This is a genomic window from Thalassobaculum sp. (genome assembly GCF_965223715.1).
In the GTDB taxonomy this organism is placed as follows: domain Bacteria; phylum Pseudomonadota; class Alphaproteobacteria; order Thalassobaculales; family Thalassobaculaceae; genus Thalassobaculum.
In genome coordinates this window covers 3,534,313-3,558,118 of sequence record NZ_OZ245012.1, presented here as the reverse complement: position 1 = coordinate 3,558,118, position 23,806 = coordinate 3,534,313, and the positions used below count along the sequence as shown (strand labels likewise).

The window sequence follows — 23,806 nt, the reverse complement described above, 5'->3', positions numbered from 1 at the left end:
CGGCCGTGACATCCCGGTCGGATCTCGGTCTGACCTCCCTGCGCCTGTTCGAGGCGGCGGTCCGGCTCGGTTCGCTCTCCGCCGCCTCGGCCGAGGCCCATATCGCGATCTCCGCCGTCAGCCGGCGCATCGCCGACCTGGAGCACCAGTTCGGTACCCGCCTGCTCTACCGCGACATCCGCGGCGTGGAGCCGACCCCGGCCGGCCGGGTGCTGGCCGCCCATGCCGCCAATCTTCTGCGGCTGGCCGAGCGGGTGAGCGAGGACATGGCCGAGTTCTCCGACGGCGCGCGCGGGCTGGTGCGGGTGGCGGCCAACCCGTCCGCCGTGAACCAGTTTCTGCCCGACCTGTTCTCCCGCTTCCGCACGGCCGCGCCGGAGATCCGCTTCGAGGTGCGCGAGGGCGTGTCGGGCGACATCGTGCGCGACGTGCTGGAGGGCCATGTGGATATCGGCATCTTCGCCGCCTCCGTGGCCCATGAGGGTCTGCAGGCCTTCCCGTTCCGTACCGACTCCCTCTGCGTCGTCGTGCCCGCCGGACACCGGTTGGCCGATGCCGGGTCGCTCGCCCTGCGCGAGCTGTTCGACGAGCCGCATATCGGGCTGGAGGACGGCAGCTCGCTCTTCGCCCAGGTCTGCCAGCGGGCCGACGAGGCGGGCCATCCGCTGACCGTGGCCTTCCGGGTGCGCAGCTTCGAGGCGGTGCGACGGATGGCGGCGGCCGGGCTCGGAATCGGCATCCTGCCCCAGGCGGTCGCCGCCCCCTATGCCGAGGTGGACGGGATCGCCGTCATCCCCCTGTCGGAGGACTGGTCGCGCCGGCCGTTCCTGGTGGGCGTGCGCGAACGGGCCGCCCTGTCGACCTCGGCGGAGGCTTTCCTGTCGTACCTGATTGGCTGATGCGGCTATAGGTGGGGCGAACGGGCGGAAGCTTGGCCATGAACCTGCGTCAGATCGAGACCTTCGCGGCGGTGATGCGCTGCGGTACCGCCTCGCGGGCGGCGGAGACCCTGGGGGTCACCCAGCCGGCGGTCAGCCGCACCCTGGCGGAGCTGGAACGCTCCGTCGGCTTCGCCCTGTTCGCCCGCATCCGCAACCGGCTGGTGCCCACGCCCGAGGCGCGGCTGCTGTACCAGGACGTGGAGGCGGCGTTCCAGGGGATCGACACGATCCGCGCCTCGGCCGCCAGGATCCGCGACCGCGGGTCGGGGGAGCTGAGGGTCGCCTCGCTCTCGGCGCTGGGCGGCTCGCTGGTGCCGCGCGCCATCGCCGCCTTCCGCAAGACCCATCCGGCGGTGCGGGTGACCCTGCTTGTGCTGTCGTCGCGGGAGGTGCGCGACCTGGTCGCCTCCGGCCAGTTCGACCTGGGCCTCGCCGCCGACGAGATCGACGTGACCGGCGTCACCTCCCAGACCTTTCTCACGCGGGACGCGCTCTGCGCCATTCCGGTCGGCCATCCGCTGGCGGACAAGCCGGTGATCACGCCGGCCGATTTCCACGGCGTGCCGTTCGTCGCCTATGTGCCGGAGGATCGGGGGCGCCAGCGTCTCGATGCCCTGCTGGAGGCGGAGAAGGTGCTGCCGGAGATCGTGGTGGAGACGATCTACGCCTCCACCCTCCACGCACTGGTCGCCGAAGGGGTGGGGGTCGGCCTGATCAGCCCGGCGGCGGCCGAGGGGCTGGACGGGTCGCGGGTGGCGCTGCGGCCGTTCGCGCCGGCGGTGCCGATCCGCAGCCTGCTGATCCTGCCTTCCGACCGGCCGAAATCGGAGATCGTGCGTGACTTCATCGACGCGCTGATGGCGGCCCGGTAGCGGATACCATCAGCCTCGCGCATGAAGTCATGCGCTCCGGTCAGTGTACCCGACGGTTCCCGCGCGGTAGCACGGAGGGGATCCACCGAGGAGATCCCCATGCGCGACCAGACCCGCTGCGTCCAACACCCGCCCGCCAAGCTCGACGGCTATGCCAGCCTCGCCGTGCCGACCTACCGGGCGTCGACCATCGTCTATCCCGACGGCCAGTCCTTCCTGGACCGCAGCAAGCGCGGCTTCGACGACTACACCTACGGCATGCACGGCACGCCAACCACGCGCATCCTGGAGGCGCAGCTCACCGCGCTGCATGGCGGGGCGCGCACCATCCTGGTGCCGTCGGGCCAGGCGGCGATCAGCATGGTGATGCTGACGGTGCTGGAGCCGGGCGACCATGTGCTGATCCCCGACCATGCCTATGGCCCGGTCCGAAGCCTGTGCCGCAACTACCTCGCCCCGCGCGGTGTCGAGCACACGATCTACGACCCGATGATCGGCGGCGGTATCGACACGCTGATCCGGCCGGAGACCAAGCTGGTCTGGGTCGAGTCCCCCGGCTCCGGCACCATGGAGGTGCAGGACGTCCCGGCCATCGCCGCCGCGGCGAAGGCGAAGGGCGTGCTGGTCGGCTGCGACAACACCTGGGCCACGCCGCTGCTGTTCAAGCCGCTGGCCCATGGCGTGGATGTCGCGGTGGAGGCACTGACGAAATACGTGGGTGGCCATTCCGACCTGCTCATGGGCTCGATCACCGTGGCGGATGTGGCCCTGCGCGACCGGATCAAGCTGGTGATGCGCGATCTCGGCATCGGCGTGTCGCCGGACGAGGCGTCGCTCGCCCTGCGCGGGCTGGAGACGATGGCGGTTCGGCTGGCCCATATGGGCCGGGTGTCCGAGGACTTCGCCCGTCGTCTTGCCGCGCACCCGGCGGTGGAGACCGTGCTGCACCCGGCGCTGCCGTCCTGCCCGGGGCACGAGGTCTGGAAGCGGGACTTCGCCGGGTCGGCCAGCGTGTTCAGCATCGTGTTGAAGCCGGGGCTCGAGGCGCGGATGGAACCGGCCCTGTCGGCGCTCAAGGTCTTCGCCATCGGCGCGTCCTGGGGCGGCACCCGCAGCCTGATCGCGCCCGCCGCTGTGAAGGGCGACCGGGTGGCGGTTCCCTGGCCGTACGAGAGCGGCCTGATCCGCATCAATATCGGCCTGGAGGATCCCGACGATCTCTGGGCCGATATCGAGGCGATGCTGGCGGTGTTCGCCGGCTGAACGAAACCGGCTTCCCGGAGCGGGTCCGGGAAGCCAGTGGTGGGTGAGGGCTCAGTTGCTCTTCTTCATGCCGTGGCCGCCGTGATTGCCATGGCCGCCGTGGTCCTGGCCCTCCATGGCGCCGACGCCGCCGATCATGACATCGACCGTCACCTCGCCGGCCTTCTCGAAGATCAGGGTCAGCGGGAAGCTCTCACCCTCCTTCAGCGGCGCCTTCAGGCCCATCATCATGACGTGGTCGCCGCCCGGCTGCAGGGCGGCCTCGCCGCCGGCCGGCACCTCAACCGCCTCGATCTGGCGCATCTTCATCACGCCGTTCTCATGCAGGTGGGTGTGCAGCTCGACCCGGTCGGCGACCGGCGCCTTGGCGCCGACCAGACGGTCGGCTTCCACACCGGCATTCTTGACGGTCAGGAAGGCGGCGCCGTTCCTGGCCGGCCCGGCCGTGGCGCGGGCGAAGGGACTGTCGATGGTCAGATCGCCGGCCTGGGCCATCTGCATGGCGCCATGATTATGGCCGTGCCCGTGACCGGCCTTCTCGGCGGCGGCGACCACGGTCAGGGTCGGGGCCGGATGGGCGAGGTCATGCGGGTTCTGCCCCGGAGCCGCGATCTCGGTCCAGGCCACCTGCTGGCCTTCGGGGCAGAACTGGGTGGTCGGGAAGGCGACCGTCGTGTCCGCCAGGTCGCCGGTGATACGGGCGCGGAACACGAACTCGTCATAGAAATCGTCGGGCAGTTCGCCGCCCGACCAGCGGATCTGCGTCACGCCCTCGCTCATCGGCGTGCCGTAATAGTCATAGGTCTTGCCATAGGCGCCCCGCACGGTCTCGACCGTCCAGCCGGGCTTCGGCATCGGTTTGGCGGCGATCACGCCTTCCGGCAGGTCGATGGTGAGCGCGATGGTCGGCAGGCCCTTGCAGCCGTGCGGGATGCGCATCACCGCCTTGTAGGTGGAGCCGGCGGCAATCTGGCCGGTCTCCAGCGAGGCATGGGCCAGGGCCGGGGTGGCGGAGAAGGCGGCGCCCAGCAGGGCGAGGGAGAAGAGGGTCTTGGAGGTCATGGTCATGGCTTTCCGTCATTCGGCGCGCGTCGTCGCGGGCCGCTGAAACCTTGCGCGCGACAGGGGCCGCCCGCGGTCGGGGGTGTCAGGCGGAAAGCAGAGGCGGCGCGCGCGGATTGAGGGCGGTGATGCGCTCCAGCGGTGCCGGGATGTCGCTGTCCGCGACCGGCGGCATCGGCGTCCGGCAAATTGGCTCCGGCAGGTCGGCGACGGAGGTCTGCGGCGGGATCGGTCCGGCATGGGCGAACAGGCAGCCCGGACAGACCGGCGCACCCCGGCGCGGCGCGTCGTGGTCGTTCTCGCCGGTGGCCAGCAGGATCAGTCCGGCGGGGGAACAGATCTGCAGGGCGAGTGCGCCGGTATCGTCGCCGGCGGCCTGCTGCTCCCGGGCGATGGAGTCGCCGGCCAGCCCCGCGACGATGCCGAGACCGAGCTGCAGGACGATCGCATAGACCCCCAGCACGGCGGCGATGTCGCGCCATCCGTAACGCCGCTTCGCCCAGGGGCGGCGGCCCGATTTCGGGGTCCGTCCGATCATGGCCGGACCCTACTGCATCGCGCGAAAGGCTCCAAGGGTCAGGGCGCCGCACTCACGGGTGCGGAGAGGTCGAGCCCGGCCAGTTCCCAGCCGCGGCGGAAATCGACGATGTGCTTGCGCATCCACTCCTCGGCCGTGGCGGCGTCGCGGGCCTTCAGCGCATCGACGATCGCCCGGTGCGCGTCGAACATGCGGGAGCCTGCGTCCAGGTGCTGGAAGATCTGCTCGAAGGCCGGATAGAACAGGGCGCCCAGCGGCTGACGGGCAAGCTGGATCGCCCGGTTGCCGCTGGCCTCGGCGATCAGGTCGTGGAAGGCGAGGTCGAGGGCCGGGATGGCGGCCGGGTCGTGCACATGGCTTCGGGTCGCCGCGAGGTTCGCGTCCAGGGCGGAGAGCTGCGCCTCGGTGGCGTGCTGCGCCGCCAGCGCCGCCGTCCCCGGCTCCAGCACCAGCATGGAGCGCCACAGTTCCTCCACCGTGACCTTGTGCAGCACCATGGCGGTGGTCATCCGGTCGCTCAGCGTCTCAGGCGGAGGGGCGGTGACGAACAGCTTCTTGCCGCCTGGCCGCCGCGCCACCACCCCGGTCTCTTCCAGGGAACGGATCGCCTCGCGCACCGTGGAGCGGTTCACGCTCAGCAGCGCCGCCATCGCCATTTCGGAGGGCAGGGTGCTGCCGACGGCGATCTCACCGCTGACGATCTTCTCGCGCAGGGCGCGGGCGGCGATCCGGTAGGCCGGCTCGGTCTGGATCGGGTCGAGGGAGAAGATGCCCGCCATTCAGGGTGCCGCCTTGGCTTGGGCGCGGGCCTCGTCGCGCAGGGCGCGGCGCAGCACCTTGCCGGTATGGCCCTTCGGCAACTCGTCGCGGAACTCGATCCGGCGTGGATACTTGTAGGGCGAGGCGACCCGTTTGACGTGGTTCTGGATGTCGGCGACCAGGGCGTCGTCCGGTGTGACGCCCCGCTTCAGCACGATATAGGCCTTCACCACCTCGCCGCGCTCGGCGTCCGGCGCGCCGACCACGGCGCATTCCTGCACCGCCTCGTGCTCCAGCACCGCGTTCTCCACCTCGATCGGCCCGATGCGGTAGCCGGCGGAGTTGATCACGTCATCGGAGCGGCCCTCGTACCAGAAGTACCCATCCGCATCCCGGGAGGCGAGGTCGCCGGTGAGGAACCAGCGGCCCTCTGGACCGACCACATGGCTCTGCTCGGTGCGCTCCGCGTCGTTCCAGTAGCCGAGCATCATGGTCGGACACGGGGTGAGCAGGGCGACATGACCGACCTCGCCGTCCGGCAGGCGGTGGCCGTCATCGCCGATCACGGCCAGGGTGAGGCCGGGCGCGGCCCTGCCCATGGAGCCGAGCTTGGGCTCCACGTCGGTGGTGGTCAGGGCGGTCATCAGCGTCTCGGTCTGGCCGTAGGCCTCGGCCACCGGCACGCCGGTCGCCTTGGTCCATTTGGCGGCGACCACCGGGTTCATCGCCTCGCCCGCCGACACGGTGCGGCGCAGGGCCGAGAGGTCATGGGCGGCGATATCTTCCTGCACAACCCGGTACAGCTCCGTCGCCGGCGCGCAGTAGACGGTGATCCGGTGTTCCGCCAGCAGCCGCAGCCGCTCGGCCGGGTCGAACGGGCCGTCATAGTGGAAGCTGGTGGCGCCTTCCGACCAGGGGCCGATCAGGACGCTGGTGCCGGCCTTGGACCAGCCGGTATCCGCTCCGCACCAGATCCGCTCGCCCGGCCGTAGGTCGAGCCAGAACCGCGCCGCATAGCGCCAGCCGAAGACCGCGCGGGCGGCATGGACCACGCCCTTGGGATATCCGGTGGAGCCCGACGTGTAATACATCATCGCCGGCTCGTCGGCGGCGACGGTGGCGGCTTCGGCTTCCTCCGGCCGGTCATAGGCTTCGGTCATGTCCCGCCAGCCGGCGCGCGGGCCGGTGCTGAAGCGGATCGACACCCCTTCAAGGCCCGGCTCGATCTTCTCCGCATGCGCGGCGCGGCAGACCACGGCGACGGCGCCCGAATGCTCGGCGCGATAGGCGATCTCGCGGGCGGTCAGCATCTCGATGCAGGGGATCGGCACCGCCCCGATCCGCATGGCGGCGACCAGGGAGATCTGCCACTCCGGAATGCGCGGCATGACGATCAGCACCCGGTCGCCCTTGCCGATGCCGGCCTCGCGCATCGCGTGGGCGACCCGCTTGGTCAGACGGGAGATGTCGGAAAAGCGGAACCGGCGCTCGTCCCCGGCGGCGTTCTGCCAGATCAGCGCCAGCGGGTCGCCCTCGGCGGCCCAGCGGTCGACCACGTCGGTGGCGAAGTTGAACGTCTCCGGGATCGCCCAGTCGAACCTGTCGCCCTCTCGATCCCCCGGTGCTGCCTGTGCCATCGGTTTCCTCCTCTGCGCCCCGCTGCCGCCTTGCCGACGGTCTGGACGGGCCGGTTGGCCTCAGCCGTTGCGTGCCGCCGCCCGCTTCAGCGCCTTGCGGGCCAGCGACCACCGATGCACCTCGGACGGGCCGTCATAGATCCGGAAGCCGCGGACCTCGCGGAAGATCCGCTCCACCGGCAGATGGGCGCTGGTGCCAGCCCCGCCGAGCACCTGGACCGAGTTGTCGACGATCCGCCAGATCGCCTCCGAGCACTGGACCTTGGCCATGGAGCTTTCCTCCGCCGCCCGGTCGCCCTGGTCGAGCAGCCAGGAGGCCTGCTGCAGGGAGAGGCGGGCGGTGCGCATGTCCATCTCGTTGTCGGCCAGCATGAAGCCCACGCCCTCGTGCTTGCCGAGGACCTGGCCGAAGGCCATGCGGGTGTTGGCGTAGTCGCAGGCGGTGTCGTGGGCGCGCCGCGCGGATCCCAGCCAGCGCATGCAGTGGGTCAGCCGGGCCGGCGCCAGGCGGACCTGGGCGTAGCGGAACCCGGCCCCCGGCGCGCCGAGCACGGCGTCGCCGTCGACCCGCAGATCGTCGAAGCGCATGTTCCAGTGGCCGCCGGCGAAGCTGGTGTCCAGCGTGTCCATCTGGCTCTCCAGCACGATCGCCGGATCGTCCATGGGGGCGAGGAACATGGTGGCCTCGCCGTCATGGGGGCCGCCCTCGATCTTCGCCATGATGATGACGAAGGTGCTGTCCTTGGCCCCGGTGATGAACCACTTCCTGCCGTTGATGACGTAGCCATTGCCGTCGACCGTCGCGGTGGTGGCCAGCATGGTCGGGTCGGCGCCCGCACCGTCCGGCTCGGTCATCGCGAAACAGGAGCGGGCACCCTGGCACAGCGGCTTCAGGTACTTCTCGCGTTGCTCCGGGCTGGCGACCTCGTTCAGCAGGTGGATGTTGCCCTCGTCCGGCGCGCCGCAATGCATGGCGGACGGGCCGAGCAGGGAATACCCCGCCTCCTCGAACACCCAGGACCGCTCCAGGTGGGAGAGGCCGAGGCCGCCGAACTCCTTGGGCGCGTGCGGCGCGAACAGGCTGGCCGCCTTGGCCTTTTCGTTCATCTCGGCGCGCAGGTCCTCGCTCGGGCCGTGCTCGCCCCAGCGCGGGTCCTTTTCGTACGGGATGATCTCATCGGCGATGAAGGTCCGGGTGCGCTTCACCAGGTCCTGGATATGGTCGGGTGTCGAGAAGTCCATCGGTTTCCATCCCTTATGGTACGGGCCTTATTTCGGCGGCCTTGTTGGCCGCATCAATCCGCCGCGCCCCGCGCGACGTCCCAGGTATGCGTCATCAGATCGAATCCCAGCCGTTCGAACCGGGCGTAGCGGTCATCCCCGATCGCACCCGATTTCCAGCGGGCGTGAAGCTGCAGGAAGATCGCCGACAGCTTGAACAGGCAGAGCACGTAGAGGTCGTCCAGCCCGTCGAGGCTGCGGCCGCTGGCCCTGGCATAGGCCTCCGCCATGTCCCGGCGCGACGGGAAACCGGGCAGGGCGGTCGGCATCTGGCCGAGGTCGCGCAGGCAGTCCGGGTCGCCCGGCTCCGACCAGTAGCTGAGCAGGGTGGCGAGGTCGAACAGCGGTTCGCCCCGCGTCGCCATGTCCCAGTCGACGATCCCCACCGGGGTCAGCCGGTCGGGGGCGAGGATCATGTTGTCGAGCTTGACGTCGCAATGCAGGAGCGAGACCTCGGCGCGGTCCCAACCGGCGAGCCTGTTGTTCAGCCACACGGCGATCTCGGCGGCGAGGGTCGCCTCCGCCCGGCCCTCGGCCAGTTCCGCGCCCCGGGCCGACCAGCGGGCGGCATTGCGGGCGACGAAGCCTTCGGGCCGGCCGAGATCGCCGAGGCCGCAGGCGTCCGGATCGACCGCGTGCAGGTCGGCGAGCGGCCGGGCCAGCAGGTCGCAGAGGGTGCCGGGCAGGTCCTCGCCGGGTGCCAGCACGCTCAGGTCGTCGCCGCGCACCGTGCGGCCCTGGCGGTATTCCAGAATCTGGAACGGCGCGCCCAGCACCTCCGGGTCCTCGCACAGCGCCAGGCTGTCCGGCGCCAGGGGGAAGGCCGGTGACAGGGCGGACAGTACCCGATGTTCGCGCGCCATGTCATGGGCGCCGGGCGGCAGCGGGCCGGAAGGCGCGCGCCGCAACACGGCCGGCTTGCCGTCGATGGAGATCCGGTAGTTCAGGTTGGCGAGCCCGCCCGAAAAGCGCTGCGCCGGGGCGTCCAGGTCGAGAGTCCGGCCCGAAACGGCCAGGAAGGCCGCCAGCGGCTCCGGCGCGAAGGGCCAGGGCTCCGCGCTGGAAGCAGCGTCATTTTTTTGTCCGACAATCATACCGAAAATCTGCGCAGATCAGGCCACCGACGCAAGCACGAATCCGTGCCGACAGGCGGCCGGTGCCGGGTATCCGGTCTGCGTTGGGTTATTCGGCGGGGGCGGCGGCCGGGGCGTCTGCCTTGGCGGGGGCCTCGTCGTGCTGGGCCGCCTTGCGGCGGGACAGCAGGGTATAGACCGCCGGGACCACGAACAGGGTCAGGACGGTGCCCAGGCTCATGCCGCCGACGATGACCCAGCCGATCTCCTGCCGGCTCTCGGCACCGGCCCCGTGGGCGAGTGCCAGTGGGATCGCGCCGGAGACCATCGCGCCCGTGGTCATCAGGATCGGCCGCAGCCGCAGCACGGCGGCTTCCACCACCGCCTCGTGCAGGGACTTGCCCTCGTCCTGGAGCTGGTTGGCGAACTGCACGATGAGGATGCCGTGCTTGCTGATCAGTCCGATGAGGGTGACCAGCCCGACCTGGCTGTAGATGTTCAGCGTGCCGCCGCTGAGTTCCAGCGCCAGCAGGGCGCCGGTCATCGACAGCGGCACCGTGACCATGATGATGATCGGGTCGATGAAGCTTTCGAACTGGGCGGCCAGCACCAGGAAGATGAAGCACAGCGCCAGGATGAAGACGAAGACCAGGTTGCTGCCGGTCTGCTTGAACTCCCGCGACTCGCCGGCGAAGTCGTAGCGCACGGTGGTCGGCAGCACGGTCTTCGCCGCCTCCTCCAGCACGTCCAGCCCCTCGCCGAGCGAATAGCCGGGTGCCAGGTTGCCGGTGATGGTGGCGGAGCGGAACTGGTTGAAGCGGTTCAGCTCCTTCGGCGCCACCGTCTCGCGCACGGTGACCAGGTTGGAGAGCTGGATGTCGGCGCCGCCGCGGCCATGGACGTAGATGTCGTTCAGGTCGCTGACCGTGCGCCGGTCGTCCGGGGCCATCTGGACGATGACGTCGTACTGTTCGCCGTTCTGGTTGAAGCGGGTGACCAGCCGGCCGCCCAGCAGGGTCTCCAGGGTGCGCCCGACGGTGAGCACGCCGGCACCGGTATCGGCTACCCGCTCGCGGTCCATCTCGACGGAGAGCTGCGGCTTGTTCAGGCGCAGGTCGCTGTCCAGGTTGATCAGGCCGGGGAACTTCTCCGCCTCGGCGATGACCTTGCCCACATACTCGTCGAGCTGCTCGTAGCTGTCGGAGGTCTGGATCACGAACTCGATCGGCTTGTTGCGCGCGCTCTGGCCGAAGGAGCCGGGGTTGTTGGCGAAGGCGCGCACGCCGGCGATCTGGCGGAGCTCCGGCTGGACGCCGCGCACGATCTCCATCTGGGTACGCTCGCGCTCCTCCCAGGGGGTGAGCTGGGAGAAGGAGATCAGCTCGGTCACCGCCCGGGAGCCGACGATCACGAAGTAATGCTCGACCTCCGGGATCTTGCCCAGCATGTCCTCGAACTGCTCGGCGTAACGGCTGGTGAAGGTGACGGTCGAGCCCTCGGGCGCGTTGCCGGCGGTGAACAGCACCCCGCGGTCCTCGATCGGCGCCAGCTCCGACTTCAGCCCGGTCAGCAGCACGTAGCTGCACCCGGCCACGCCCAGGGCCAGCAGGATCACCAGGGGCCGCGCCTTCAGGCTCAGGGTCAGGAGGCTGCGGTAGCCGTTGTTGAGCGCGTTCAGCCCGCGTTCCAGCACATTGTACAGGGTGCCGTGCTTCTCGTGGTTCTTCAGCAGCCGCGAGCACATCATCGGGCTCAGCGTCAGGGCGACGAAGCCGGAGACCAGAACCGATCCGGCCAGGGTCAGGGCGAACTCCGCAAACAGGGTGCCCGTGCGGCCGGGGGTGAAGGCCACGGGGATGTAGACGGCGGCCAGGGTCAGGGTCATGGCGACGACGGCGCCGGCGATCTCCTTGATGCCGATGATCGCCGCCCGGATCGGCTTCAGGCCGTTCTCCACATGGCGGTGGATGTTCTCCAGCACCACGATGGCGTCGTCCACCACCAGGCCGATGGCCAGCACCATGGCCAGCAGGGTCAGGGTGTTGATCGAGAAGCCCAGGATGCTCATCAGCGTGAAGGCGCCGATCAGCGAGACCGGGATGGTCACCAGCGGGATCAGCGTGGCGCGGAAGGAGCGCAGGAAGAAGAAGATGACGATGACCACCAGGCCGATGGCCTCCAGGATGGTCTCGTAGACCGCCTCGATGGAGCGGTCGATGAAGACCGACCTGTCATAGGCGATCTTGACCGCCATGCCCTGGGGCAGGCTGTCGGTCAGGGCCGGCATCACCTCGGCCATGGCGTTCGACACATCGAGCGGATTTGCGGTCGCCTGCTTGACGATGCCCAGGATCACGGCGTTGTCGCCGTTGAACCGGGTCACGCGCCGCTCGTCCTGCGGGCCGAGCTCCACCCGGGCGACGTCGCGCATGCGGACCGGGAACCCGTCCACATCCTTGATCACGATGCGCTCGAACTGCTCCGGGGTGACCAGCCCGGTCTCGGACAGGACGGTGAACTCCCGGTCGATGCTCTCGATCCGGCCGGCGGGCACCTCGACATTCTGCTGGCGCAGGGCGTCCTCGATGTCCTGGGTGGTCAGCCGGTAGGCGGCGAGCCGCTCGCGGTCGACCCAGATGCGCATGGCGTAGCGCCGTTCGCCGAAGATCCGCACCTCTGCCACGCCGGGCAGGTTCTGCAGGCCGTCGCGGACGTAGCGGTCGGCATAGTCGGAGATCTGGATCGGCGTGTGCCGGTCGCTGGTGAAGGCGAGGAAGATGATCGCCTGGGCGTCCGCCTCAACCTTGGCGATGACCGGCTCCTCCACCTCGTCCGGCAGCCGTCCGCGGACGCGGGCGACCCGGTCGCGCACGTCGCTGGCGGCCACGTCCGGATCCACGCCGAGGCGGAAGCGCACGGTGATCTGGCTCTGCTCGGGCTTGCTGGAGGAGGTCAGGATCTCGATGCCCTCGATGCCGGCGATCGAGCCTTCAAGCACCTGGGAGACCTGGGTCTCGATGATCTGCGCGCTCGCCCCCGGATAGTCGGTGCGCACGGAGACCACCGGCTCGTCGATGTTCGGGTATTCGCGGACCGTGAGCTGATTGTAGGAGACCAGCCCGACCAGGGCGACGATCAGGCTGACGACCGTGGCGAAGACCGGGCGGCGGATGAAGAACTCGAAGGCGCCCATCTCAGCTCGTGCCTCCGCTTGTCAGCACGTCGACGCTGCCCTTGTCGCGGGCCTTCTCGTGGCCGGCGGTGATCACCACGTCGCCGGCGTCGAGGCCTTCCAGGATCTCCACCTCGCCCGGCCGCCGCTGGCCGAGTTCCACCCGGGTCAGGGCCGCCTTGCCATCGATGACGCGGTAGACGTACTGGCCGCCGCCGCGGGCGAAGACCGAGGATTCCGGGACCAGCACGGCATTCTCGCGCCGGGCGGCCAGGATATGGACCCGGGCGAACAGGCCGGGGAACAGGATGCCGTCCGGGTTGGGGACCTCGGCGCGCATGCGGATGGCGCGGCCGTTCTCGTCCACCACCGGGTCGATGGCGTAGACCGTGCCGTCGAAGGTGGTTCCCGGGACGGCGTCGACCAGCACCCGGATGGTCTGGCCGCGGCGGATCTCGGACAACACCAGTTCCGGCACCCGGAAGTCGACCTTGATCGGGTCGATATCCGCCAGCTCCACCAGCGTGTCGCCGGGCGTCACATAGGCGCCGACGCTGACGGTGCGGAAGCCGAGGATGCCGGAGAAGGGGGCCTCGATCGTCGCCTTGCCGAGACGGGCTTGGGCCAGCTCGCGGTTGGCCTGGGCGACACGGTAGGCGGCGACCGCCTCGTCGCGGGCGCGCAGGGTGCCGGTCCCTTGCTTGGCCAGGGTCATGGCGCGGTCCCGGTTCGCCTCCGCCAGGGTCATGTCGGACTCGGCCTTGGCCAGCTCGGCGCGCAGGATCTCGGAATCCAGCTCGATCAGCACGTCACCCTGGTTGACCCGGTCGCCTTCGTTGAAGCCGATGCTGTCGATGCGGCCGGCGATCTCCGGCGACACGACGACCGCCTCGTTCGGGCGCAGGGTACCGACCGCGTGGATCGTGTCCTCGACCGTATCCACGATGACGGGGGCGGCCTCCACGGTCGTCGCCCGTTCGGGCGTCGCCGTCTGCGCCTTGGCGGGCGGGGCCGGCTCAAGGGCAAGCTGGCCGGTCTCGACCAGCCAATAGGTTCCGGCGCCGGCTGCGACAACGGCGATACTCAGCGCGATCCAGAACGATCGTCTACCCATTGCGGCAACCCGATTTCCGAGGAGAACCACGGAAAAAGGTACAGCCGAACCTCAAACACCCGCAAGCTGCCAAACGGACGGTCTCGTATTCGTCATCTGCCCGGGCAATGCCCCGGTTCGGCCGCGAACAACCTTTTGAATTCCTGAGAAAAATCCGTCAACACGGGGGAGGGGACGGCGTGGGGATATGCCCCCTCCCCCGGTCGACGGAGCAGGCGCCTAGGGATCGGACGCCGCCGGCCGTCTCGGTCGGGACCTGTCGGTCCGTCTGATCTCGGTGACCGGAACTGTGGGCGAGAGGCGGCCTGGCCGTCCTGATAGGCGTCCGAAAAAAAGCCGAAATATGCGGGTCGACGCCGTCCGTCCGCGCCATCCGGGTCCGAAAAGGATTCCGATGAACCCGGAAAGACAATAAGGTCATTGGGCTGTTGCGGTGCGATAGATCGGAATCGCCGTTGAGAGTCCGGTCCTTGGCGGTTCGACGCGGGTATCTGACGCGGCTTTGGCGGGGTTCGGGATGAGCGTGGACGTCATCTGGCTGGTGTTCTGCGCGGGACTCGTCTTCGTCATGCAGCCCGGCTTCGCCTGCCTGGAAAGCGGCCTCGCCCGGTCCAAGAACAGCATCAACGTCGCCACCAAGAACGTGGCCGATTTCATCATCTGTACGTTCTTCTACCTGGTGATCGGCTTCGGCCTGATGTTCGGCGACAGCCATTACGGGCTGTTTGGCGGCAGCCTGCTGTTCTTCAACGCCGACAGCGCCGAGCTCGTCGCCTTCTTCATGTTCCAGCTCATGTTCTGCGGAACGGCGGCGACGATCATCTCCGGGGCGGTGGCCGAGCGGATGCCGTTCAAGGCCTATCTCCTGGTCTCCGCCCTGGTGTCGCTGATCATCTATCCGATCTTCGGCCATTGGGCCTGGGCCGGGCTGATCGCCGACGGCCAGGGCTGGCTCGCGGAGATCGGATTCGTTGATTTCGCCGGTGGCACGGTGGTGCATTCGGTCGCGGGCTGGGTCAGCCTGGCCGCGGTCATCATCATCGGCCCCCGGATCGGCCGCCTGGGCCCGCACCGGGCCGCCTTCCGCAGCCACAGCCTGCCTCTGGCCACGCTCGGCATGTTCCTGATCTGGTTCGGCTGGATCGGCTTCAACGGCGGCAGCCTGCTGACCGCGGACGAGCGGGTGCCGCTGGTCATCCTGAACACCATGGTCGCCGGCTCCATGGGCGGCCTCGGCGCGATCATCGTTGGCTATTGGCGCGGCGGAAGGGTTGAGGTGGCCGATCTGATCAACGGCTGCCTTGCGGGCCTTGTGGCGATCACCCCGACGGCCCATTGCGTCAGCCTCGCCAGTGCGGCCGTGATCGGCCTGATCGGCGGGATCCTCTGCCTGTTCGCCTGCGAGGTGATCCGGAAGATGGGGATCGACGACGCGGTGAACGCCTTTCCGGTGCACGGCGTCTCCGGTGTCTGGGGCACGCTCTGCGTGGCGATCTTCGGCGACCTGGACCTGCTCGGCACCGGCCTCGGCCGGTTCGAGCAGTTCGGGGTCCAGTGCCTGGGCATCCTCGCCGCCATGGTCTGGGCCTTCGGCCTGGGCTACGTGCTGCTGCGGCTGGCGAACACGGTGGTGCATCTGCGGGTGCCGGAGGCGTGGGAGCGCGTCGGGCTCAACGTCTCCGAGCACGGGGAGTCGACCGACCAGCTCGACCTGCTGCGCCGGATGGACCACCACCGCCGCACCGGCGACTTCACCCGGCCCATCGAGGTCGAGGCGGATTCCGAGCTCGGCGACATCGCCCGGCAGTACAACCTGGTGCTGGAGCGGCTCTCCGCCGCCAAGGCCGAGGCGGAGCAGGCGAATGCCACCAAGTCCCGCTTCCTGGCCTCCATGAGCCACGAGCTGCGCACCCCGCTGAACGCCATCATCGGGTTCTCTGAGATGATGACGAAGAAGTATTTCGGCGAGCTGGGATCGGCGAAATACGACGACTATGCCGGCGAGATCTACCGCAGCAGCACCCATCTGCTGGATCTGGTGAACGAGATCCTGAACATCTCAACCATCGAGTCCGGCGGCTACAATCTGAGCAAGTCGCTGGTCGACCTGAAGGCCATCGCCCGGGAAAGCGCGCGGGTCGCGAGCCAGTCGGCGCGCGAGAAGAGTCTGAAGCTGGTGGTGATCGGCGACAACGACGCGCCGCCGCTGGAGGCCGACCCGCGCGCCATGCGGCAGATCGTGCTGAACCTCGTCTCCAATTCGATCAAGCACACCCCCAACGGCGGCTCCATCACCATCGAGGTGAGCATCGTCGGCGACCTGCATATCCTCTACGTGCGCGATACCGGCGAGGGCATCGCGCCGGACTGGCTGCCGCGCCTGACCGACGCCTTCGCCACCTCGGCGGTGAACCCCTATCTGGCGGAGGGCGGGGTCGGCCTCGGCCTGTCGATCGTGAAGATGCTGGTCGAACTCCATGGCGGCACCCTGGAGATCGACAGCACGCTCGGCGAGGGTACCGAGGTCAAGGTGACCATCCCCAATCCCTGGACCGGCCCGAAATCCTGATCGTGCTCTAGCGGCCGGCGGCGTAGCCCTGCATGCCGCGGGCATTGGCGGCGGCCTTGAGCACGTCGCCGTCCTTCGCCGCCGCGGTCAGCCGCCCCTCGCTCCAGTCGCCGCCGACCTGAACCTTGTGGCCCTGGGCCTTCAGGGTGTCGATGGTGTCGCTGCCGAACCGGGCCTCCAGGGCGAGCTTGCCTGGGAACCGGGCGCGCGGCCAGAACGAGCCGGGGAAATGCTCGGAATGGAAGGCCGGTGTGTCGATCGCCTCCTGCAGGTTCATGCCGTGCTCCACATGGTGCAGGAACAGCAGCAGCGACCACTGGTCCTGCTGGTCGCCGCCGGGCGTGCCCCAGACCATGTAGGGCTCGCCGTCCCGCATGGCGAGCGACGGGGACAGGGTGGTGCGCGGGCGCTTGCCCGGCTCCAGCGAGGTCGCCGCGTCGCCGTCGAGCCAGAACATCTGGCCGCGCACGCTCATGCAGAAGCCCAGCTCAGGCACCACCGGCGCGCTCTGCAGCCAGCCGCCCGACGGGGTGCAGGAGATCATGTTGCCGTCACGGTCGACCACGTCGATATGGACGGTGTCGCCCCGCGCCTCACCCATGGGCGTGACGGTCGGCTCGCCCAGGCTCCAGTAATGGCCGATCTCCCCCGGATCCCCGTCGGCGGCGAGTGCTGCGGCGATGTTCGGGTTACGGCCCAGCGGGCTGCCCGGCCGCAGGTCGAGGGACGCGGTGTCGCCCATCAGCGCGCGGCGCTCCTTGGCATAGGCGTCGGACAGCAGCACGTCGGCGGGCACGTCGGTGAAGTCGGGATCGCCGTACCAGGCCTCCCGATCGGCGAAGGCGAGCTTGGCGGCCTCCACCACGGTATGGACGAATTGCGGGCTGGTCGCCGCCATCTCGGACAGGCCCATGTCGCGCAGCAGGGCGAGTTGCTGCAGCAGGACCGGTCCCTGGCTCCAGAAACCGCATTTGCACACGGTGTAGCGGCCGTAATCGAGGGTCACCGGATCCTCGTAGCGCGCACTCCAGCGGGCGAGGTCGTCGCCGGTCATCAGCCCGCTATGGGCGCGGCCGGAGGAGTCGAGCAGGGTCTCGGTGCGGTAGAACCGGTCGATCGCGTCGGCGACCCAGCCCTTGTACCAGATGTCCCGGGCGGTCTCGATCTGCCGCAGCCGGTCGCCGGAGGAGGCTTCGGCCTCATCCAGGATGCGGCGGTAGGTGGCGGCCAGGGTGCGGTTGGTCATCCACTCGCCGACCGCTGGCGGGTTGCCCCCCTTCAGGTAGATCTCGGCCGAGGTCGGCCAGTGGTCGCGGAACAGCGGCGCCACCCGGCGGGCGAACTCGGCGATCTTCGGCAGCACCGGCACGCCGGCCTCGGCATACTCGATGGCGTAGGACAGCACCTCGCGCAGGCTCATGGTGCCGTAATCGGCCAACAGCTTCAGCCAGCCGTCGAAGGCGCCGGGCACCACCGCCGGCAGCAGGCCGGAGCCCGGGATCAGGTCGAGTCCAAGCTTCTTGAAGGCATCGATGGTCGCGCTGGCCGGGGCGGAGCCCTGGGCGCAGAGCACGCGGGGGCGGCCGTCCTTGTTGGCGAAGAACACCGCCGGAAGCTCGCCGCCCGGGCCGTTCAGGTGCGGTTCTGCGACCTGCAAGGTGAAGCCGGCGGCGATGGCCGCGTCGAAGGCGTTGCCGCCCTTCTCCAGCACCGCCATCCCGGCGGCCGAGGCCAGCCAGTGGGTGGTGGTCACCATGCCGAACTTGCCCTGGAGTTCCGGGCGGGTGGTGAAGGCGAGCTTGGCCATGGGCGCTCCGAAGGGTCGGTTCAGGTTATGAGGCGGTCCGCGCGGTCCGGCTGCGCCACCAGTTCCAGGCGGCCAGCGCGACCACCACGGCGAGGGAGATCAGCTCGATCTGGACGTCCCAGTACAGCAGCCCGATGGCGGCGACGGCCAGGACGATCCGCTCGACGATGGAGATCCGCTGGAAGATCCGGCCCTCCAGGGCGCAGTTCAGCGCGCCGGTGGCGACGATCGCCTGGGCGACCGCCAGGAGTTGCGCGCCGAACCCGCTGCCGATGCCGAGGATCTCCGGCTCGAACAGGAACAGGAACGGCATCAGGAAGCCCGGCAATGCCAGGCGGACGGCGTTGAAGGCCGTGCCCCAGAACTTCGCCTTGGCGATGTTCGCGCCCACCAGGGCGGCGACCGCGACCGGCGGTGTGACCGCCGACAGGTTGGCGAAGTAGAACACGAACATATGGGCGGCCAGCAGCGGCACGCCGGTCTCCACCAGCGCCGGCGCGCCGAACAGGGCGACGATGAAATACGACGCCGAGGTCGGCAGGCCGAGGCCGAAGACCAAGCAGGACACCGCCACGATGATCGACAGGGTGAAGAGCGAGCCGTCCGACAGGTCGAGCATGGCGAAGGAGAGCTTCTGGGCGAAGCCGGTGACCGTCAGCAGTTCGATCAGCACGCCGATCACCGCGATCACGGTGGCGACCGCGGCACCCGCGCGGGCACCCTCGACCAGGCCGTTGACCACCCGGCCGAGCGCCTCGCGGAAGGCGCCCAGGCCGAAGCGACCGAGGACGATGGTCATCAGCGCGTCGAGGCCGAGCAGCAGCACCACGGAGATCAGCGCCGCCGTGCCCGCCGGCATGCCGCCGACCAGCAGCCAGACCAGCACGAAGACCGACACCGCCAGGTGCCACTGGCGCTTCGCCGCTTCGGCCAGGGTGGGACCGCCGTCCAGCACGTCGGACTCCCGGGCGTCCAGGTCCAGGCTGACGGCGCGGAGCTGCACCGAGAACATCAGATAGGCGTAGTAGATCAGCGCCGGCGCGATGGCGGCGATCATGATCGAGTTGTAGGCGAGGCCGGTCATGCCGACGATCAGGAAGGCGGCGAGACCCATCACCGGCGGCATGAGCTGGCCGCCCGTGGAGGCGACCGCTTCCACCGCGCCGGCGAATTCGCCCTTGAAACCGTAGCGCTTCATCAGCGGGATCGTCAGCGCGCCGGTGGAGGCGACATTGGCGACCGTGGAGCCGGAGACCGTGCCCATCAGGCCGCTGGAGACCACCGCCACCAGGGCGGGGCCGGCCCGCGACTTGCGGCCGACGGTGAAGCCGAGCTGGACGATGAAGTCGACGGCCCCCGTGGCCTTCAGTGCGCCGCCGAACAGCATGAACATGAAGATCGTGCCGGCGGACAGGCTGGTCAGGCCGCCGAGCAGGCCCTGGAAATACGGAATGGACGTGTAGCCGAGCAGCCGCTTCGGGGCGATGCCGCCGTGGAAGAAGATCTCCCCGGGCATCAGGTAGCCCCACAATCCGTAGGCGATGCCGATCAGCGCCAGCGCCGGGATCGTCCAGCCCCACTGGAAGCCGGACAGGATCAGCGCGGCGACGAGCAGCAGCACGCCGACCGCGATGTCCTGGGCGTTCGGCAGGAAGCTGCGGACCTGAGTCAGCGCCTCGTATTCGACATGGATATAGGCCATGACGACCACGGTCAGGGCCGTCAGCCCCCAGAACAGCGCGCGCCGCAGCTTCTGTTCCGCTCCGCTCTGCTCGATCAGCGCCAGGAACCCGATCAGCATCGCGAAGCCGAGGTGGAAGTTCCGGAACTGGCCGGAAGGCAGGGTATAGGTCGCCATCTGCACGAAGTGGATAGCGAGCATGATGAGCGCGGCCACGAGCAGGAGGCCCGTGGCCGTGCGCGACCGCGTGTCGGCGGCACCGGCGATCTCTTCGAGGCGCCGGTGCGTCTGGTCTGATTGTGTCAAGTCGTCCCCGTCGGAGCCTGTGTCAGCCGTGGATCTTCAACTTGTCGTTCCACACGCCCTGTTCCTTGAAGTACTGCGCGGCACCGGCATTGACCGGATAGGCGGGCATCAGGAACTCGATGGCGAACTGCGGATTGATGTCCTTGAGCTGGACGCCGCCGCGCTGCTTCACGAACTCGGCGTTGTCGTAGATCGCCTTGGTGACGTTGTAGCCGACCTCCTCGGAGATGTCCGGGCTGGCCGCCAGCACGCCGCCGAAGGACACCATGCGGGTCGGCTCCTTGAGGCTCGCCCAGGTGTCCGGAGACACCATGGCGCTCTTCACGCCCGGGTTCATCTCGGCCGCCTTGTCGACCAACTCCTGGCTGATCGGCAGGATCTTCAGCTCGTGGGTGGTCTCCAGGCGCTGCATGACGCCCGACGGGTTGCCGGCGGTGAGCAGCGACGGGATGCAGTCGACCGCCCCGGAGGCCAGGGCGTCGTAGCTCTCGCTCCACGAACCGTAGGTCCACTCCACCTTGTCCTTGATGCCGGCGGCTTCGAACAGGGTATTCCACAGGCCAGTGGTGGCACCGCCCGCGGAGGCCGGCATGACGCGCTTGCCGACCAGATCCTCCAGGGTCTCGATGCCGCTGTCGGCGCGCACCATCGGGGTGCACTGCCACACCGTGTAGGAGAACATCTGCACGGCGTTGACCGGCTTGCCCTCGTAGCGGCCGAGACCGTTGATCGCCGGGTACCAGTCGGTGGTGGTGGACTGGCCGAAATCGAGGATGCCCTCGCCGATCAGGGCCATGTTCTCGGCACCGCCGGCGGTGGACAGGGAGGCGTGACGGCCGTCGGAGAATTTCGAGGCGGCCGCGGACAGCACGGTGATGATCTGGTAGCCGGTCGACCCCAGGCTCGAGGAGCCCCACTGGTAGATCTTGCCTGCGGCCTGGGCACCGCCGCCGAGGAGCGGCGTCATCGCCGCAGCGCCGGCCGCGCCGCTAATCCCCTGAAGAAGCGTTCTTCTGGTCAGAATGGACATGAATAACCCCCTGGTCACTGAAGTGATTAAATCGCCGCCAGGCAGCGACAGACGAGGGAGGTTAGTGGGCGGTGCACAATGCGACAACCCGCTGAAAGTCGCGTTCGGGCGAATTGGGAATGAATGGTTGAAAGGAGAAGAACATTATTCTTCTCCTTTCAGGTGTGACGTCGGGGTCAGTAGGCCCAGAGGGCGGCGACGCTCTCCGAGGCGCAGGCGATCTTCCCGACCGCGGCAGAGCCCGTGGCGGCGGGCGTCCGCGTCTCCTCCTCCTCGTCATTGTCCAGCGCCGGCTGGTAGTATCCGGTGAAGCGCCGGCGGGCGGCGAGCCAGGGAGTGAGGGCGCGTGTGTCCTCGACGGCGACGGCATCGAAGCCGCTGCGCTGCATGAACAGGAACAGGTCGCGCACGATATGGCCGGTCGCGCGGATCTCGCCGATGAAGCCGAGCCGCTCGCGCAGCAGCCGGGCCTGGGAGAAGGCGCGGCCGTCGTTGAACTTCGGGAAGGTCAGGGCGACCAGGTCCAGCTCGGGCAGGGCGTCGGCGATCTCTTCCACCGCATCGCTCGGCGCCAGGGCGATGCCGACCCGCTCGAACCGGGCGGATGCGGCATGGCCGACGTCCCGCCATTCCTCAAGGCTCAGCAGAACGCTCTCGTTCGGGCAGATCTCGGTCAGGTCGCGGCCGTTCAGCGGGCGCCAGACATCCTCGATCACGCAGTCATGCTTGACGATCGGCATAGAGAGCCTCCTTGAACGGGGTCAGGCCGGTGCGGCGGACCGTGGCGACGAAGGCCTCGCCGGTCTCGCGGACCTCCCGGTAGGTTTCGATGATGCGTTCGACGGTCTCGGTGACCCGGTCGAAGGGCACGGCCGGGCCGACGATGGAGCCGACCGCCGCGTCGTCGCCGGCGGAGCCGCCGAGGGTGATCTGGTAGAACTCCTCGCCCTTCTTATCGACGCCGAGGATGCCGATATTGCCGACATGGTGATGGCCGCAGGCGTTGATGCAGCCCGAGATGTTCAGGGTCAGCGGCCCGATCTCGTTGGCCAGCTCGCTGTCGGCGAAGCGCCGGCTCAGCGCCTGGGCCACGGGGATGGCGCGGGCGTTGGCCAGGTTGCAGTAGTCCAGGCCCGGGCAGGCGATGATGTCGGTGATCAGCCCGATATTGCCCTCGGCCAGCCCCTCGCCCTTCAGCAGGGTCCACAGCTCGAACAGGTCGGCCTCCCGCACATGGGGCAGCACCAGGTTCTGCTCGTGCGCCACCCGGATGTCGCCCAGCGAATAGCGCTCGGCCAGGTCGGCGATGGCGTCCATCTGTTCCGCCGTGGCGTCGCCCGGGATGCCGCCGGCCGGCTTCAGGGACACCGTCACCAGCACATGGCCCGGCACCTTGTGCGGGAACAGGTTGGTGCGGCACCAGCGGGCGAAGTCGCGATGCTCCAGCTTGGCGGCCGCGTAGCCGGCATCCGGCTTGGCCGGTTTCAGGGCCGGCGGCGCGAAATGCCGCTCGATCCGCCGGATCTCCGCGTCGGTCAGGGTCAGCGCCCCGTCGCGAATCCGCTCCCACTCCTCCTCGACCAGGCGGGTGAACTCCTCCACCCCGGTCTGGGCCAGCAGGATCTTGATCCGCGCCTTGTAGAGATTATCGCGCCGGCCCAGCAGGTTGTAGGTCCGCAGAATGGCTTCCAGATAGGAGAGCAGGTGCTCCTTGGGCAGGAACTCGCGGATCGTCTCGCCGACAATCGGGGTTCGGCCCTGGCCGCCGCCGACGATCACCTCGAAGCCGACGGCACCCTCCGCGTTGCGCCGCATGCGCAGGCCGATGTCGTGGAACTTCACCGCCGCCCGGTCGGTCTCCGCCCCGGTGATGGCGATCTTGAACTTGCGCGGCAGGAACGAGAATTCCGGGTGCAGGGTCGACCACTGCCGCATGATCTCGGCCCAGATGCGGGAATCCTCGATCTCGTCGGCGGCCGCGCCGGCGAACTGGTCAGCGGTGACGTTGCGGATGCAGTTGCCCGAGGTCTGGATCGCGTGCATCTCGACCTCGGCGAGCGAGTCGAGGATGTCTGGGACGTCCTCAAGCTTCGGCCAGTTGTACTGGATGTTCTGGCGGGTGGTGAAATGGCCGTAGCCGCGGTCCCAGCGCCGGGCGATCTCCGCCAGCTTGCGCATCTGCCGCGACGACAGGGTGCCGTAGGGGATGGCTACCCGGAGCATGTAGGCGTGGAGCTGCAGGTACAGGCCGTTCATCAGCCGCAGCGGCTTGAACTCCTCCTCGGTCAGCTCGCCGGCCAGACGCCGGGCCACCTGCTCGCGGAACTCCGCGGAGCGGGCGCGCACGAAGGCGTGGTCGAAATTGTTGTACTGGTACATGGCTCAGGCCACCTCGAAGGAAGCGGGGAGATCGGTGCCGACGGTCGGACCGGCGGAGCGGATGCGCTCGCGCTGGCCGAGCGGCACCAGGCTGCCGTCGCTCTGGATGGCGACCGGGAACAGGTAGGTGCCGACCACCACCCGGCCGCGCACGGCCTCCAGGGCGGTCGCCTCGAAGCCGGCAAGCTCCGTCGGCTCGGCACTGGCATGGGCGTCGGCGAAGCGGTCGGACCAGGTGTGGGCGAGGGTCAGATAGACGACCGCCCCGTCGCTCAGGCGGTTGGCGGTCATCACTTTGGGAACGTGGGTCGTGGCCATCGGT

At 68.9% G+C, this 23,806-nt stretch carries 18 protein-coding genes; 4 read left to right on the top strand and 14 right to left on the bottom strand.

The window, feature by feature from the left end:
* The first annotated feature begins 5 nt into the window (after window positions 1-5).
* The 3 genes from ACOQOP_RS16430 (at window position 6) to metC (ending at window position 3,076) form a co-directional block, all read left to right on the top strand.
* Complete coding sequence (locus ACOQOP_RS16430; protein WP_420562895.1) at window positions 6-899, top strand: LysR family transcriptional regulator; 894 nt, start codon at window positions 6-8, stop codon at window positions 897-899.
* 38 nt (window positions 900-937) lie between these two features.
* Window positions 938-1,813: a LysR substrate-binding domain-containing protein gene (locus ACOQOP_RS16425; protein ID WP_420562894.1), complete on the top strand. Its 876-nt coding sequence runs from the start codon at window positions 938-940 to the stop codon at window positions 1,811-1,813.
* Window positions 1,814-1,912: 99 nt separating this feature from the next.
* Complete coding sequence (gene metC / locus ACOQOP_RS16420) at window positions 1,913-3,076, top strand: cystathionine beta-lyase (RefSeq protein WP_420562893.1); 1,164 nt, start codon at window positions 1,913-1,915, stop codon at window positions 3,074-3,076.
* A gap of 51 nt (window positions 3,077-3,127) precedes the next feature.
* Here metC and ACOQOP_RS16415 read toward each other — a convergent pair whose 3' ends face one another.
* The 8 genes from ACOQOP_RS16415 to ACOQOP_RS16380 all read right to left on the bottom strand — a co-directional run bounded on the left by ACOQOP_RS16415 (window position 3,128) and on the right by ACOQOP_RS16380 (window position 13,712).
* Entirely contained in the window at window positions 3,128-4,138 is a 1,011-nt protein-coding gene (locus ACOQOP_RS16415; RefSeq protein WP_420562892.1) for a DUF1775 domain-containing protein, read from the bottom strand.
* Window positions 4,139-4,223: 85 nt separating this feature from the next.
* Window positions 4,224-4,676, bottom strand: a complete 453-nt coding sequence (locus ACOQOP_RS16410; protein ID WP_420562891.1) for a DUF2946 family protein — start codon at window positions 4,674-4,676, stop codon at window positions 4,224-4,226.
* A 38-nt stretch (window positions 4,677-4,714) separates the two neighbouring features.
* Window positions 4,715-5,455 (bottom strand): FadR/GntR family transcriptional regulator, encoded by a 741-nt coding sequence (locus ACOQOP_RS16405; RefSeq protein ID WP_420562890.1) that lies wholly within the window; start codon window positions 5,453-5,455, stop codon window positions 4,715-4,717.
* Entirely contained in the window at window positions 5,456-7,072 is a 1,617-nt protein-coding gene (locus ACOQOP_RS16400) for an acyl-CoA synthetase (protein ID WP_420562889.1), read from the bottom strand.
* A 60-nt stretch (window positions 7,073-7,132) separates the two neighbouring features.
* Window positions 7,133-8,314 carry an acyl-CoA dehydrogenase family protein gene (locus tag ACOQOP_RS16395; RefSeq protein ID WP_420562888.1) on the bottom strand — a complete coding sequence of 394 codons (1,182 nt, stop codon included), beginning with the start codon at window positions 8,312-8,314 and terminating at the stop codon, window positions 7,133-7,135.
* A gap of 53 nt (window positions 8,315-8,367) precedes the next feature.
* On the bottom strand, window positions 8,368-9,447 hold the full coding sequence (locus ACOQOP_RS16390; protein WP_420562887.1) for a phosphotransferase family protein: 1,080 nt from the start codon (window positions 9,445-9,447) through the stop codon (window positions 8,368-8,370).
* An 88-nt stretch (window positions 9,448-9,535) separates the two neighbouring features.
* Window positions 9,536-12,619: an efflux RND transporter permease subunit gene (locus tag ACOQOP_RS16385; RefSeq protein WP_420562886.1), complete on the bottom strand. Its 3,084-nt coding sequence runs from the start codon at window positions 12,617-12,619 to the stop codon at window positions 9,536-9,538.
* A gap of 1 nt (window position 12,620) precedes the next feature.
* The gene (locus tag ACOQOP_RS16380) at window positions 12,621-13,712 is read right to left on the bottom strand and encodes an efflux RND transporter periplasmic adaptor subunit (protein ID WP_420562885.1); all 1,092 of its coding nucleotides are present in this window, start codon (window positions 13,710-13,712) and stop codon (window positions 12,621-12,623) included.
* Window positions 13,713-14,229: 517 nt separating this feature from the next.
* Between ACOQOP_RS16380 and amt the strand changes: the two genes are divergently transcribed.
* Window positions 14,230-16,281: an ammonium transporter gene (gene amt / locus ACOQOP_RS16375; RefSeq protein WP_420562884.1), complete on the top strand. Its 2,052-nt coding sequence runs from the start codon at window positions 14,230-14,232 to the stop codon at window positions 16,279-16,281.
* A gap of 7 nt (window positions 16,282-16,288) precedes the next feature.
* Here the strand turns inward: amt and ACOQOP_RS16370 are convergent, their stop codons facing one another.
* The 6 genes from ACOQOP_RS16370 to ACOQOP_RS16345 all read right to left on the bottom strand — a co-directional run bounded on the left by ACOQOP_RS16370 (window position 16,289) and on the right by ACOQOP_RS16345 (window position 23,802).
* Complete coding sequence (locus tag ACOQOP_RS16370) at window positions 16,289-18,088, bottom strand: gamma-glutamyltransferase family protein (RefSeq protein ID WP_420562883.1); 1,800 nt, start codon at window positions 18,086-18,088, stop codon at window positions 16,289-16,291.
* Window positions 18,089-18,113: 25 nt separating this feature from the next.
* Window positions 18,114-20,075 (bottom strand): TRAP transporter permease, encoded by a 1,962-nt coding sequence (locus tag ACOQOP_RS16365; protein WP_420562882.1) that lies wholly within the window; start codon window positions 20,073-20,075, stop codon window positions 18,114-18,116.
* A 22-nt stretch (window positions 20,076-20,097) separates the two neighbouring features.
* On the bottom strand, window positions 20,098-21,042 hold the full coding sequence (locus ACOQOP_RS16360; RefSeq protein WP_420562881.1) for a TAXI family TRAP transporter solute-binding subunit: 945 nt from the start codon (window positions 21,040-21,042) through the stop codon (window positions 20,098-20,100).
* A gap of 239 nt (window positions 21,043-21,281) precedes the next feature.
* Window positions 21,282-21,845, bottom strand: a complete 564-nt coding sequence (locus ACOQOP_RS16355) for a DUF934 domain-containing protein (RefSeq protein WP_420562880.1) — start codon at window positions 21,843-21,845, stop codon at window positions 21,282-21,284.
* Entirely contained in the window at window positions 21,826-23,484 is a 1,659-nt protein-coding gene (locus ACOQOP_RS16350; protein ID WP_420562879.1) for a nitrite/sulfite reductase, read from the bottom strand. The genes ACOQOP_RS16355 and ACOQOP_RS16350 overlap by 20 nt, the downstream gene beginning before the upstream one ends.
* Before the next feature lie 3 nt (window positions 23,485-23,487).
* Entirely contained in the window at window positions 23,488-23,802 is a 315-nt protein-coding gene (locus ACOQOP_RS16345) for a DUF2849 domain-containing protein (protein ID WP_420562878.1), read from the bottom strand.
* Window positions 23,803-23,806 lie beyond the last annotated feature (4 nt).